The sequence below is a fragment of the Dactylosporangium sp. NPDC049742 genome, from assembly GCF_040674675.1.
Classification (GTDB): domain Bacteria; phylum Actinomycetota; class Actinomycetes; order Mycobacteriales; family Micromonosporaceae; genus Dactylosporangium; species Dactylosporangium maewongense.
Genome location: NZ_JBFANF010000021.1, coordinates 160,579 through 174,664 on the forward strand (window position 1 = coordinate 160,579; position 14,086 = coordinate 174,664).

General features: G+C 73.1%; 9 protein-coding genes. 8 read left to right on the plus strand and 1 reads right to left on the minus strand.

Annotated elements, in window-relative coordinates:
- Window positions 1–180: 180 nt before the first annotated feature.
- The 5 genes from AB0J72_RS25510 to AB0J72_RS25530 all read left to right on the plus strand — a co-directional run bounded on the left by AB0J72_RS25510 (window position 181) and on the right by AB0J72_RS25530 (window position 7,744).
- Window positions 181–1,467, plus strand: coding sequence for an extracellular solute-binding protein (locus tag AB0J72_RS25510; RefSeq protein WP_363402733.1), 1,287 nt, complete (start codon window positions 181–183; stop codon window positions 1,465–1,467).
- A 105-nt stretch (window positions 1,468–1,572) separates the two neighbouring features.
- Window positions 1,573–2,523, plus strand: coding sequence for a sugar ABC transporter permease (locus AB0J72_RS25515; RefSeq protein WP_363402735.1), 951 nt, complete (start codon window positions 1,573–1,575; stop codon window positions 2,521–2,523).
- Window positions 2,520–3,356: a carbohydrate ABC transporter permease gene (locus AB0J72_RS25520; protein ID WP_363402737.1), complete on the plus strand. Its 837-nt coding sequence runs from the start codon at window positions 2,520–2,522 to the stop codon at window positions 3,354–3,356. Before AB0J72_RS25515 ends, AB0J72_RS25520 begins: the two co-directional genes overlap by 4 nt.
- Complete coding sequence (locus tag AB0J72_RS25525; protein ID WP_363402739.1) at window positions 3,353–5,881, plus strand: glycoside hydrolase family 2 TIM barrel-domain containing protein; 2,529 nt, start codon at window positions 3,353–3,355, stop codon at window positions 5,879–5,881. The genes AB0J72_RS25520 and AB0J72_RS25525 overlap by 4 nt, the downstream gene beginning before the upstream one ends.
- Window positions 5,882–6,091: 210 nt before the next feature.
- Window positions 6,092–7,744 carry a lectin gene (locus AB0J72_RS25530; protein ID WP_363402741.1) on the plus strand — a complete coding sequence of 551 codons (1,653 nt, stop codon included), beginning with the start codon at window positions 6,092–6,094 and terminating at the stop codon, window positions 7,742–7,744.
- A 67-nt stretch (window positions 7,745–7,811) separates the two neighbouring features.
- On the opposite strand, the gene AB0J72_RS25535 is transcribed toward AB0J72_RS25530, so the two are convergent.
- Window positions 7,812–9,005: a hypothetical protein gene (locus AB0J72_RS25535; protein WP_363402743.1), complete on the minus strand. Its 1,194-nt coding sequence runs from the start codon at window positions 9,003–9,005 to the stop codon at window positions 7,812–7,814.
- Between the two features lie 266 nt (window positions 9,006–9,271).
- On the opposite strand from AB0J72_RS25535, the gene AB0J72_RS25540 reads away from it, so the two are divergent.
- The 3 genes from AB0J72_RS25540 to AB0J72_RS25550 all read left to right on the plus strand — a co-directional run.
- Window positions 9,272–10,651, plus strand: coding sequence for a cytochrome P450 (locus AB0J72_RS25540; RefSeq protein WP_363402745.1), 1,380 nt, complete (start codon window positions 9,272–9,274; stop codon window positions 10,649–10,651).
- Window positions 10,648–12,279, plus strand: a complete 1,632-nt coding sequence (locus tag AB0J72_RS25545; protein ID WP_363402747.1) for a prenyltransferase/squalene oxidase repeat-containing protein — start codon at window positions 10,648–10,650, stop codon at window positions 12,277–12,279. Before AB0J72_RS25540 ends, AB0J72_RS25545 begins: the two co-directional genes overlap by 4 nt.
- Window positions 12,280–12,467: 188 nt before the next feature.
- Window positions 12,468–14,086, plus strand: a 1,619-nt coding sequence (locus AB0J72_RS25550) for a nitrate- and nitrite sensing domain-containing protein (RefSeq protein WP_363402749.1), incomplete at its 3' end; no start/stop codon positions are given.

Consider the following 14,086-nt stretch of genomic DNA (forward strand, 5'->3'; position numbering starts at 1 on the left):
GAAACTCCGGCGCTCTAAGTTCATAGATTAAAAATCTTTGTTATTGACTTCGCCTTGGGTGTCGGCGACGCTGTGTCGAGCACACCCCGGGACACCCCTTCCCACGCGGCGAGCAGCGCCGGTCGTCACGTCGACGCGCTGCCGTCTTCCCCTGCCCAAAGACGCGAAAAGGAAGCCCTCATGGACCACCGCACCAGGCCGCGGGCCGTGCGCGCCGTGGCCGCGCTCGTCGCCCTCGCCCTCAGCCCCACCCTCGCGGCCTGCGGCGGCGACGACGCCGCCGCCCCGGACTCCATCGACGTCGTCACCCGCTGGTCGGCCGGCAACTCCGCCGCCGCCGCGCAGAACCGCGTGTTCCAGGCGTTCACCGCCGAGACCGGCATCAAGGTGAACGTCACCGAAGGCCTCGAAACCATCGACGACCAGGTCGAGAACGCGGTGGCCGCGGGCAAGTCGCCCGACGTGGTCATCGTCAACCTGTTCGACAAGACGCTCGGCTGGCTCGACGCCGGCGTCACCGTGCCGGTCGACCAGTACGTCAAGGACTGGGGCCTCGCCGACAAGATCAAGCCCGCGGCGCTGGACGAGTGGCGCGCCGGCGGGAAGCTGCAGGGCCTGCCGTTCTCCGGGTTCAGCTGGCCGCTGTGGTACAACACCGAGCTGCTGAAGCAGGCCGGCGTCGACAAGATCCCGGCCACCACGGACGAGCTCATCGCCGCGGCCGCGAAGCTGCGTGCCGCCGGTGTCGCACCGCTCGCCGTCGGCGGCAACGACTGGACCGGCCAGAAGTTCTTCTACCAGGTCGCGCAGTCCTACACCGACGCCGCGACGATGCAGAAGGTCATGCAGCAGGGCGGCTACTGCGCCACGCCGTCGGTCCTGGACGGCATCAAGCTGTTCACGCAGCTGCGCGACGCCGGCGTGTTCGTCGACAACGCCGCCGGGCTCATCGCCGACGGCATGTACGCGGCGTACTACTCCGGCAAGGCCGCGATCATGCCGGCCGGCTCGTGGGCCTACACCGAGTCGACGGCCTCGGGCACCGGCATCGACAAGCGCACGACCCTCGGCGGTTTCCCGGTGCCCAGCGGTGCCACGTTCAAGAAGCCGACGGCGTACCGCGGCTTCACCGGCGTCGGATTCATGATCACGAAGCGGGGCGCCGAGCCCGGCCGGATCGACAACCTGCGCAAGTTCATCACCAAGTTCTACGCCGACGCGTCCGTGGGCGACTTCGTCAAGGACTCCGGCATCCTGCCCCCGACCACCGGCGACTTCGCCGCCTACGCCACCAACCCGCTGCTGACGCAGTCGCTCGGCCTGGACGCCACGGTGGACTACGCGGTGCTGCCCGACGTCTGGATCGGCTCCGCGTCCGACCGCATCATCCAGGTCCTGACCGGCGCCTACGGCAAGTCGACGCCGCAGCAGATCTGCGCCGGACTCGACACGGCCACCAAGGGCTGACCCCCGGAAACCGGGCCCGGCACCGCCACCAACGGCTGACCCCCGCAAGCCGGGCGGGGACGGCGCGCACCGCCGCCCCCGCCCGCAGCGACGAAGGAACGCATCATGTCATCCACCAGCACCCTGGTCCGCACCCGCGCGCGGCCACCGGCCGCCCCGGCCGGCCGGCGACGCGGCGGCGGCCTGCACTCGCCCCGCATCCTCTGGCTGACGGTCCCGTCCCTGCTCTGGTTCGCCGTCTTCGCCGTGGGCCCGCTCGCCGCGATGTTCGTCATCGCGACGCTGCGGTGGAAGGGGCTGCTGTACGAGCCCACCTACGCCGGCACGGAGAACATCGGCAAGGTCTTCGCCGACCCGGCGTTCTACGCCGCGGTGCGCAACAGCGCCGTCCAGGTCGCCGTCGTGATCCCGCTGATGATCCCGCTGGCGTTCATGCTCGGCTACCACCTCAACACCAAACCGCGCGGCTACCGGGTGCTCTCGGTGCTGTACTTCTCCCCCGGCCTCATCTCCATCTCCATCACCGGCATGGTCTTCTACGGCGTGCTGTCCCCCGACGGCGGCGTCAACGGCCTGCTGCGCGGCGTGGGTCTGGACACGTGGGCCACCGCGTGGCTCGCCGACCCGGACACCGCCCTGGCCAGCCTCATCGTCATCGACCTGTGGCGCGGCATCGGCTGGACCGCCGTGCTGTTCGCCGCCCGGCTGGCGAGCCTGCCGGCCGACGTCCTGGAGGCGGCGCGCATCGACGGCGCGGGACGGTTCCGCACGATGTGGCAGATCGCGTTCCCGATGGTCAAGGACTACGTCCGCACCCTCACGATGCTGCAGTACCTCTGGACGCTGTTCACCTCCGCCGCCCTGATCCTCCTGCTCACCAAGGGCGGGCCGGGCACCTCCTCCACCACCCTGTCGTACCTGGTCTACGCGAAGGCGTTCGCGCAACGGGACCTCGGCTACAGCCAGGTGGTCGGGGTCGTGCTCCTGCTCCTCGGCATCGCCGGGATGGCCCTGATCCACGTCCTGCTGCGCAGCCCACGGGAGAACCCTCGATGAACCCCCGCAAGACCCGGCGCACGGCGGGCCGCACCGCGACCGTGCTGTCCTGGCTGTACGCGCTGCTGCTCGCCGCGCCGCTGTACTACCTCGCGGTGAGCGCACTGAAGACGAACGTCGAGATCTTCACGCGGCCGTTCGCGTTGCCGTCGCGGTGGCTGTGGGGCAACTTCGCCACCGCCTGGCGCACCGCCGGCCTGGGGCAGGCGCTGTTCAACTCGCTGCTCATCTCCGTCGTCGCGATCGCGCTGACCCTGGCGCTGGCGGTGCCCGCGGCGTACGCCCTGGCCCGCCAGGACAACAGGCTCTCCCGGTTCATCACCGGCGCGTTCTCCGCGGGCTTCCTCATCCCGCCGTTCGCCGCGCTGATCCCCACCGTCATCCTGGCCATCAAGCTGGGGCTGTTCTACACCCGCGAGTTCCAGATGCTGTTCCTGCCGGCCAGCGCCCTGCCGCTGTCGGTGCTGCTGCTGACCCAGTTCATGCGGACCGTGCCGCCGGCCCTCGTGGAGTCCGCCGCGCTCGACGGCGCCGGTCACCGGCGGCTGCTGACCAGCGTGTTCATCCCCATCGCGATGCCGGGCATCGTCAGCGTGACGATCCTGCAACTGCTCACGTTCTGGAACGAATACCTGTTCTCGCTCACCGTCACCGGCACCGCCCCGAACGTGCGGACGGTCCAGGTGGCACTGCCCACGCTCATCTCCGACGCCACCAACGTCGGGGTGCTCACCGCGGGCACCGTGCTCACCCTGTTGCCGGTGTACGTCACCTACGCGCTCGCAAGCCGTCGTATGCAGGAAGCACTCACCGCAGGGGCGGTCAAGGGATGACACTCACCACGCCGGCGACGACCGCCGCCACCATCACCCGGCTCGACCTCGGCGGCACCTGGGAGCTGACCTGGGAGGGCGGCCCCGCCACCGTCCCGGACCCCGTGCGCGCGGCGCGGATCCCCGCGCAGGTGCCCGGCGAGGTGCACACCGCGCTGCTCGCCGCCGGGCTGATCCCCGACCCGGACGCCGGTTGGGGCGAGCACGCGCAGGAGTGGGTCGGCCGCTCCCACTGGAAGTACCGCCGCCGCGTCCAGTGGGCACCCACCCCCGGCGCCCGCACCGACCTCGTCGCCGACGGCCTGGACACGGTCGCCGAGGTCTACGTCAACGGCCGGCACGTCGGCGCGGCCCGCGACCAGCACCTGGCCTACCGGTGGCCCGTCGACGACGCGCTGCGGCCCGGCGACAACCTCGTCGAGGTGCACTTCACCTCCGTGTGGGACGCCGCACTCGCGCACGAACGCGCGCACGGGCCGCTGCCCAGCCCGTACGACGAGCCGTACGCGCACGTGCGCAAGGCCGCGGCGAACTTCGGCTGGGACTGGGGTCCGCACCACGTCACCGCCGGCATCTGGCGCGGGATCCGCCTGGAGACGTACACCGGCCGGATCGAACACGTCAGGCCGCTCGTGACGCTGGAGCCGGCGCACGTCACCGCCCACGTCCGTTGTGACGCGCCGGAAGGTGCGCTGGTGCGGGTCGAGCTGACGGATCCCGCCGGACGCCCCGCCGGATCCGCGACCGGCACCTTGACCGGGGACGAGGTGGCGCTCACCGTGCCCGTCGAGGACCCCGAGCTGTGGTGGCCGATCGGGCTCGGCGCGCAGCCGCTGTACGGCGTGCAGGTGCGGCTCGAACACGCCGGCGCCGTGCTGGACACCGCGGCCACCCGGGTCGGCCTGCGCACCGTGACCGTCGACGAGTCCCCGGACGCGCTCGGCACCCGCTGGGCGCTCGTCGTCAACGGCCGCCGGGTCCGCGTCCGCGGGTACAACTGGATCCCCGACGACACGTTCGCCGGGCGCGCCACGCCGCAGCGCGTGACCGCCCGCATCGAGCAGGCCGTCGCCGGCAGCGCCAACCTCCTGCGGGTCTGGGGCGGCGGCCACTTCGCAACCGAGGAGTTCCTGGACGCCTGCGACGAACGTGGCCTGCTCGTCTGGCACGACTTCCTGTTCGCGTGCGCCGCCTACTGCGAGGACGACGACATGCTCGGCCTCGTCACCGCCGAAGCCGAGCAGGCCGTCGCCCGCATGTCGGCGCACCCCAGTCTCGTGCTGTGGTGCGGCGGCAACGAGAACGTCGTCGGCTGGCACCACTGGGGCTGGGCCGACCAGCTCGGCACCCGCGGCTGGGGCGCCGCCTACTACCTCGACGTGCTGCCCCGGGTGCTCGCCCGCCTCGACCCGACCCGGCCGTACCTGCCGAACTCCCCGTGGTCGGGCACGGTCGACCGCGACCCGGCCGCCGACACGCACGGCCCGAGCCACCTGTGGCACCCGTGGAACGAGGCCGACTACGCGCACTACCGCGACCACGACCCGGCGTTCGTCGCGGAGATGGGCTGGTGCGGGCCGGCCGCCTGGACCACCCTCGAACGCGTCGTGGACGGCCAGACACCCGGACCCGGCTCGACGCTGACCCGCCACCACCTGCGCGCGATCGACGGCATGCACAAGCTCACCCGCGGCCTCCAGCCGCACGTGCCGGTGCCCGCCGACGGCGCCGACTGGCACTTCGCGACCCAGGTCGTGCAGGCCCGCGCCGTCGCCACCGGCGTCGAGTGGCTGCGGTCCCGCGACCGCTGCGGCGGTGTCGTCGTGTGGCAGCTCAACGACTGCTGGCCGGCCGTCAGCTGGTCCGCGGTCGACCACGCGGGCATCGAGAAGCCGCTGTGGCACGCGCTGCGCCGCTCGTTCGCGCCGCGGCTGGTCACCGTCCAGCCCGTGCATCCTGGGCCGACCCACGACCCGACCGGCGACGCGGGGCTCCTGCTCGCGCTCGTCAACGACACCGGCACCGACTGGCACGCCGACGTCCTCGTCCGCCGGGTCGGGCTGGACGGCACGGAACACGCCCGCGCCCGGCTGCGGGCCGGCTGCCCCGCCGGTGGGCTCGTCCACCTGCCCGTCGACGCCGGCGTCGGCCGTCCCGCGGACCCGCACGCCGAGCTGCTCGTCGTGGACGCCGACGGTGTACGGACCACGTGGAGCTACCGGCCCGAGCGGGAGCTGACCGCGCCCCGCCCCGAGCACCGCGCCGACGCGCGCGTCGTGGACGGCGCGCTGCACGTCACGGTCACCGCCGTGACGCTGCTGCGGGACGTGTGCGTGTTCGCCGACCGGCTCGCCGCGGCGCTCGGCGTCGAGGCGCCCGAGCTGGTCGTCGACGACGCCCTGGTCACCCTCCTGCCGGGCGAGCACCACACGTTCCGTGTCGCCCGCCGCGATGGCGGCGCCGTCGCGTTCGGCGGGCGGCTGCCCGACCTAGTGGTGCGGTCGTTCGGTGAGGTCGCCGGTTGACACCACCGATGTCTGCACGGTTTACGTTTGCCTTTGCTGCGGTTCAAAACTGTCTTGGGCAGGCATTCATCCGATGTACACATTGACAGCTCGCCATGCACTTGACACAGTCGTCAACGGCGGTGATCCCTCCCCTCCCTCACGGGAGGTCCCGTCCCAGCAGGTGCGTCGGCGCGCTCCTCCCCGCGTTCCCTCTGGAAGGAACCTCCCATGAGCCTGTCCCGCCGCCAGGTCCTGTCCACCGGGCTGGCCGTCGCCGGACTCGGCGCGACCGCCTACGTCGCCGGCACCGCCGACGCGGCCAGCGCCCCCGGCGACGTCGTCGGCAAGATCTCCGTCGGCTACCAGGGCTGGTTCGCCTGCCGCGGCGACGGGTCACCGATCAACGCCTGGTGGCACTACAGCGCGAACAACAGCCAGCCGCCGTCGCCGAGCAACACCACCCTCGTGTCGTGGCCCGACATGCGTGAGTACACGAAGACGTACGCGACGGCGTACGCGAACCTCGGCAACGGGCAGCCCGCCACGCTGTTCTCGTCCTACGACCAGCAGACGGTCGACACCCACTTCAAGTGGATGCGCGACTACGGCTGCGACACGGCCGCGTTGCAGCGCTTCAACCCGTTCGGTGGCGAAGGACCCAGCCGTGACGCCATGACCGTCAAGGTCCGCAGCGCCGCCGAGGCGTACGGCCGCAAGTTCTACATCATGTACGACGTCACCAGCTGGACCGACATGCAGTCGCAGATCAAGACCGACTGGACGACGAAGATGTCGGCGTACACCGCGTCACCGGCGTACGCGCGGCAGAACGGCAAGCCGGTCGTGTGCATCTGGGGCTTCGGCTTCAACGACTCCGGCCGCCCGTTCGCGCCGGGCCCGTGCCTGGACGTCGTCAACTGGTTCAAGGCCCAGGGCTGCTACGTCATCGGCGGCGTGCCGACCTGGTGGCGGACCGGCGTCAACGACTCCCGCCCCGGCTTCCTCGACGTGTACCACGCCTTCAACATGATCTCGCCGTGGATGGTCGGCCGCACCGGCGACATCGCCGGGCTCGACTCGTACTACAACAACGTCAACGTCGGCGACCAGGCCGACTGCAACGCCCGGGGCATCGACTACCAGCCCTGCGTCATGCCCGGCGACCTGTCCGCCGGCGCCCGCGCCCACGGCGACTTCTACTGGCGGCACATCTACAACATGACCCGGCTCGGCGCGCAGGGCCTGTACGTGTCGATGTTCGACGAGTTCAACGAGGGCAACCAGATCGCGAAGACGGCGGAGAACGCCTCGATGCAGCCGACGAACTTCGGCCGTCCCGCGCTGGACGCCGACGGGGTGGCCTGCTCCTCCGACTACTACCTGCGCATCACCGCCGACGGCGGCCGGATGTTCAAGCGGCAGACGCCGCTGACCGCCACCCGCCCCACCCAGCCGATCGCCGGCGGCCCGTCGACGCCGCCACCGTCGACCGCGGTCGCGCTGCGCTCCCGGGCGAACAACCGGTACGTCTCCGCGCAGAACAACGGCGCCTCGCCCCTGCTCGCCGCCGCCACCGCCGTCGGCACCGCGGAGCGGTTCGAGCTCGTCGACCTCGGCGGCGGGAACGTCGCGCTGCGCGCCCAGGTCAACGGCAGGCTCGTCTGCGCCGAGAACGCGGGTGCCGCGGCGCTGATCGCGAACCGTACGGCGGCCGGCCCGTGGGAGACGTTCCGGCTGATCCGCAACAGCAACGGCACGGTGAGCCTGCTCGCGACGGTGAACAACCGCTATGTCTGCGCGGAGAACGCCGGCGCCGCGGCGCTGATCGCCAACCGCACCGCGATCGGCGCCTGGGAGCAGTTCGACCAGGTCCCCGCGTAGCGGACCGGGTCGCGCGTCTGGTGGCCGGTGCCCGATCGCAGGGCACCGGCCACCGGCGCGCGCCGGCTCAGTGCAGGCCGGGCTGGCAGAGGTGCGGCGGCACGCCCGTCTTGGCCAGGGACGCGTCGAGCAGCGCGGTCCACTGCGGGCGCCACCGCTCGGTGCGGGCGGCCATCTCCTCGCGGAGCAGCGGCAGGCCGGCGATGGGGTGCGGTGCCCGCCACCAGCCGGGGACGTGGTCGTAGGCCCGTTGCACCGTCGCGTCGGGTCCGGTGACGTCGACGCGCAGGTAGAGCCAGCGCCCCGAGCCGGAGTCAGGGTCGGCGTCGGCGTCGGCCTCGCGGAGTGCCGTCACGAGGTCGGTGAGCGCGCCGGTGACCTGCTGGCCGGACTCGGCGCTGAATGCCGTGCGGTGCCGCGGGCCCCACTGCACGGTCAGGACGGCGGTGCCCTCGGCGCGCAGGTGTGCCGCGAGGTCCCGCAGCGCGCCGCCGTCGGCGATCGCCGGCCGCGGCTGCTCCGGCGCGGCGCGCATGACCCGCTCGACGAGGGCGGCCTGCTGGTCGGGGCCGTTGAACGGCACCGTGCGCCCGGCCGGTTCGCCGGCGCCGGCGGGGTGCTCGGGCCAGCTGCTGCCCGGTGTCAGCCCGGCCCGGGTCGCCGCCGCGAGGGCGGTGCCGGGGTCGATCGCCGGCTCGCGCGCCTCGGTGCGGGCGTGCTCCACCGCGGCGAACAGGGCCAGGTCGGCGGTGCGGTCCCGGGCCGCGGCGCGCAGGCGGTCCAGCAACTGCCGGTCGGCGGCGGCGCCGGTGAGCACCTCGACCGCCTCCGCGAGCGCCGTGGCCGCCTCCTCGAGCAGGATCCGGCAGCCGTCCTCGCGCAGGTCCGCCGGGTACCGGGCCCGGCTCCACGCGGTGCCGTCCCACCAGTACACGAAGCCGACCACCTCGCCACCCGCGAGCAACGCCTGGAGGAAGGACCACGGCAGCCACGCCGGACCGCCCGCAAGCAGGTCGACGGGCTCCCGACACATCTCGATCTCGCTGTTGTCCAGGTCGAGCCCGTAGAGCACCGCCCGGCCGCCGGCCACGGGCAGCAGCGCCCACCAGCCGTTGCCGATGTCGCGCATCCGCAGCCCGTCGGCGGTGAGGTCGTAGCCCGGCATGATGCTGGACGGCCGGCCGGCGGCCAGGGCGGACAGCAGGGCCGGCTCGGCCCACAGGTCGTGCGGCGGCGGCAGGTCCGGCACGCGCACTGTCATCGTCGATCCCCCGTCTGGTCAGGTGCGTGACCGCCGCGAGTGTACGACGCCCGGCAAGACGCTCAGGACCGCGCGGCCGGGGTCGTTCTGCCACAAACGACATCGTCGATCTTCGCACCCGTATCCGGGCAGTCCGGGCGGGTGTGAGCGGCCGATGTGGAAACGCTCTCACCTTCCGGCATTCCCTTACCGATCGTGATCACGTAGCTTCGTGAGGTGGCATCGGTGGAAAATGATGGATGCCCGGGCACAAAGGGGCGAAAGAGTTGCAGGCAGGCACCCCTCCCAAGCGGCTGGCGCCGCAGCATGAGCTGCCGCGGGACGCGGCCACCGTCGCCGCCTACCGGGCACCGGTCAGGTTCGCCCGCGACCCGCTCGCCGAGCTCGAGGCGATCTCCGGCCGGGCCGAGGGCGCGATCGTGCGGCTCAACCTCGGGTTCCTGCGGCCCTACCTGATCACCCGGCCCGACGACGTGCAGCACGTCCTGAGCGGTCACGCCGACCGGTACGTGCGAGAGGGCATGATGTGGCAGCCGGTGCGCCGGCTGACCGGCAACGGCATCTCCGGCGACGGCCCGCGGTGGAAGGCCAGCCGCGAGATGCTGCGCCCGATGTTCGCCGCCCGGCACGTCGCCGCGCTGACCGACGTGCTCGCCGCCACCGTCAACGAGGCCGTCGACGCCCTCGACGAGCACGTGGCGACCGGCCGGCCGTTCGACGTGGCCGAGGCGATGACCCGCGTCGCCGACCTCGCGCTGGGCCGGGCCTTCTTCGGCGGCGGCATCGCGGCGGCCGACGGTGACCGGCTCGGTCAGGCCGTCGCCACGGCGTTCACCTCCCTGACCGCCCGGATCCTGCTGCCGTTCGCGCCGCGGTGGCTGCCGCTGCCCGGCGACCGCGCGTTCCGGCGGGCGGTGCGCGCCGTCGACGAGGTCATGTACCCGCTGGTGGCGCAGCGGCGCCGGCAACCCGACGCCGACGACGTCGTGGCGCTGCTCTGCCAGACCCGGGACGGCGACGGGCAGCCGCTGGACGACCGGCGCATCCGCGACGACGTCGTCGGCATGTACGTCGCCGGCACCGAGACGACCGCGATGGCCCTCACCTGGCTGTGGGTGGCGCTGGACGCCAACCCCGCCGTCGCGGAGCGGCTGCGCGCCGAGGTCGAGGACGTGGTCGGCGACGAGCGTCCGGGTGCCGAGCACCTGCCGCGGCTGCGGTACACCCGCATGGTCGTGCAGGAGGTGCTGCGGCTGTACCCGTCGGGCTGGTTCCTGCCGCGCACCGCGCTGTCCTCCGACGTGGTCGGCGGGGTGCGGATCCCGGCCGGCAGCACCGTGGTGATGAGCCCGTACCTGACCCACCGCATGCCGTCGCTGTGGGAGCGGCCGGACGTGTTCGATCCCGAACGGTTCGGTCCGGAGCGGCCCGGCCGGCACCGGTTCGCGTACCTGCCGTTCGCGGGCGGCCCGCACCAGTGCCTCGGCAGCCAGCTGTTCATGGTCGAGGCGCAGCTGGTGGTGGCGGCGATGCTCAGCCGGTTCCGGCCGCGGCTGCGCGACGACGGACCGGTCCATCCGAGGGCCGCGGTGACCCTGCGGCCCAGCCGGCGGCTGGCGATGACGATCACCCGGCGGGAGCGGTGAGCGGCGTGGCCGGCGCCGCGCCGGCCCCCGGCTCGACGCCGGCCGGACCCGCGGTCGAGGCCGCCGCGGCCGCGCTCGTGGACGAGGTCGCCGCCACGCGGTGGGGGCGCATCTCCCCGTCCGTGTACGAGACCGGCCGGCTGGTGTCGATCGCGCCGTGGCTGGTCGACCACGCCGCCCGGGTCGCGTTCCTGCGCGCCACCCAGCGCCCCGACGGCGGCTGGGGGCAGCCGGGCGGGTACGCCCTCGCGCCGACCCTCAGCGCGACCGAGGCGCTGCTGGCCACCGCCCGCGACGGCGACCCGTCGGCCGCGGAGCCCGCCGGGCAGGGCCTCGACCGGCTCGTCGACTGGCTGGCCGGCCCGGCGCCGCTGCGCGTCGCGGACGTGCCGGACACGCCCGCGGTCGAGCTGATCGTGCCGGCCCTGGTCGACCTCGTGAACGCGCACCTCGACGCCCTCGCCGACCGGCCGGTGCCGGGCCTGGACAGGTTCGCCGGCGTCCGGCTGGCGGCACCGGCCGGCATGGACGACCGGCCGCTGCGGGGCATCCGCGCGATGCTGGACGCGGGCGCGCCGGTGCCGGACAAGCTCCTGCACTCCCTCGAGGTCGTCGGCCCGCTCACCGCGAACCAGCCGGTGCGGCCCGCGCCGATCGGCGGGGTCGGCGCGTCGCCCGCCGCCACCGCCGCGTGGCTGGCCGGGCATCCGGCCGGCCCGACCTCGCCGACGTTGCGCTACCTGGAGGCGGTCACCCGCCGGCACGGCGGGCCGGTGCCCAGCGTCGTCCCGATCGCGCCGTTCGAGCGGGCCTGGGTGCTCAGCCTGCTGATCGGCGCCGGGTTCCCGGTCGGGCACCCCGACCGGGTCGCCGCCGCCCTGGCCGCGCCGCTCGGCCCGGGCGGGCTCGCCGGCGGTGAGGGCCTGCCGCTGGACGCCGACACCACCTCGGTCACCCTGCTGACGCTGGCGCAGCTCGGCGCGGCGCAGCCGGTCGACTGCCTGTGGCCGTTCGAGGTCGACACCCACTTCAGCACCTGGCTCGGCGAGCGGACCCCGTCGACGACCACGAACGCGCACGTGCTGGAGCTGTTCGGCCACCACGTCGCCGCGCACGCCTGGGCGGGCGCGCGGGACCGTGCGGTCGTCGCCAAGCTCACCGCGTGGCTGTGCGCGCAGCAACTGCCCGACGGCAGTTGGATGGACAAGTGGCACGCGTCGCCGTACTACGCGACGTTCTGCGTCGTGACGGCCCTGCACCGCCACGGCCGCCTGGGCGGCGGCGAGCCGGCCGCCACGATCCGCAGGGCGGTGCGCTGGATCGTCGCGACCCAGGCGGCCGACCGGTCCTGGGGGCGCTGGCAAGGCACCGCGGAGGAGACGGCGTACGCGGTGCAGACCCTGCTGCTCACCGCCGCGCTGGACGAGCCCGGTGCGCACGCCGCCGCGGCCGACGGGCTGGCCCACCTCGCCGCGACATCCGGGCAGCCGGACCCGCCGCTGTGGCACGACAAGGATCTCTACGTGCCGCCGCGCATTGTGCGGGCCGCCGTTCTCGCGGCATTCCGGCTGGCCGGATCGGACAATGCAATGCGTTACGGAATTTCGTCGCCCGCCGCCACGGATTAGCGCCGGCGCCGAAGTCCGCACACCTGTCACCAGGCAACTTGAGCGGCCGATCGCACGGCTGCTACGGTGCCCGTTGTCGAATGACGGTGACCACACCACTGCATGTCCAACATCAACAGCGCATCGCGTGATCAGGGTTTATCCCAGGTCAATCCGTTGGGCGCGTGGGCTTTCGGGAGACAATGTCAATGAGATCCGGCAGCTCACACGTGCGGGTGAAGATCGTCGCCCTGCTGGCGTCGCTCGTCGCGCTCTGGGGGTTCGCCGCGTTCGTGACGCTGCGGGAAGGCCTCAACCTGCTGACGGTCACGACGCTCGACGAGACCGTCGGCCGGCCCGCGGAGTCCCTTGTGGAGGCGCTGCAGCAGGAGCGGCGGCTCACGGTCGTCTACGTCGCCAACCCCACCGCCGAGCGCCGGCAGGCACTCGCGGACCAGCGCACCCGCACCGACACGGCACGCGTGGACTTCGAGCGGCTCGCCCGCGGCGGTGACGCCAGGGACGCCGGCAGCGACACGCTCGACCGGCGTATTGAGAATGTCGCCGGAAAGCTCGGCCGGCTCGGTGAAACGCGCGCCGGTGTCGACGCGCGCACGGCGGACCGGACGCAGACCGCCGCATTCTTCAGCGACATTGTTTCCGACACGTTACTGGTATTCGGTGCGCTGTCGTCACTCGACGACCCGGCAATCATCAACGACGGCCGGACACTCGTCGAGGCCAGCTATGCCCGTGAAATCCTGTCCCAGGAGGACGCGCTGCTCGCCGGTGTCCTGGCCGCGGGCAGGTTCACCGTCGCCGAGCACACCCAGTTCGTCAAACTGGTCGGCGCGCAGCGGGTCCGGTACGCGGAGGTCGCCGCCGCCCTGCCCGAGGCCGACCGGGCCGCGTACGACGAGCTCGTCAACGGCGACGCGTTCAACAAGCTGCGCGCGACCGAGGACATGGTCGTCGAGCGGGGCCGGGTGAACGGGCCGCCGCCGACGGACCTCGCGACCTGGCAGGCCACCGTGGAGCCGGTCTTCGCCCAGCTGCGGGAGCTGGTGCTGCGCGCCGCCGACCATCTCATCGACCGCGCCGGGTCCGCCGCGATCGGCGTCATCGTGCGGATCTCGCTCGCCGGCGGCCTCGGCCTGCTCGCCGTCATCGCCTCGATCATCATCTCGATCACCACGGCACGGTCGCTGCTGCGCCAGCTGGAGCGGCTGCGTAACGCGGCGTTCACACTCGCCAACGAGCGGCTGCCCGGGGTGGTCGACCGGATCCGTCTCGGCGAGACGGTCGACGTCGCGACCGAGGCGCCGCCGCTGGCGTTCGGCCGCGACGAGGTCGGGCAGCTCGGCACCGCGTTCAACCTGGTGCAGGAGACCGCGATCCGCACCGCCGTCGAGCAGGCGGAGATGCGCCGCAGCGTCCGCGACGTGTACCTGAGCCTGGCCCGCCGCACCCAGGGGCTGGTGCACCGGCAGCTGACGCTGCTGGACGACATGGAGCGCCGGGAGAACGACCCGGACAACCTCGACGGCCTGTTCCGGCTCGACCACCTCGCGACCCGCATGCGCCGCAACGCCGAGAACCTGATCGTGCTGGCCGGCGCCACCGCCGGGCGGACCTGGCGCCGGCCGGTGCCGGTCATCGACGTCATCCGCGCCGCCGTCGCCGAGGTCGAGGACTACACCCGGGTCACCGTCGCGCCGCCGAACCCCGCCGGTGTCGCCGGCGTCGCCGCCGGCGGCACCCCCCCCCCGCGCGGCGCGCGGTTAGGGGCACCGGCCGCCCTCTACCCCCCCCCCCCCCCCGGGCCCGG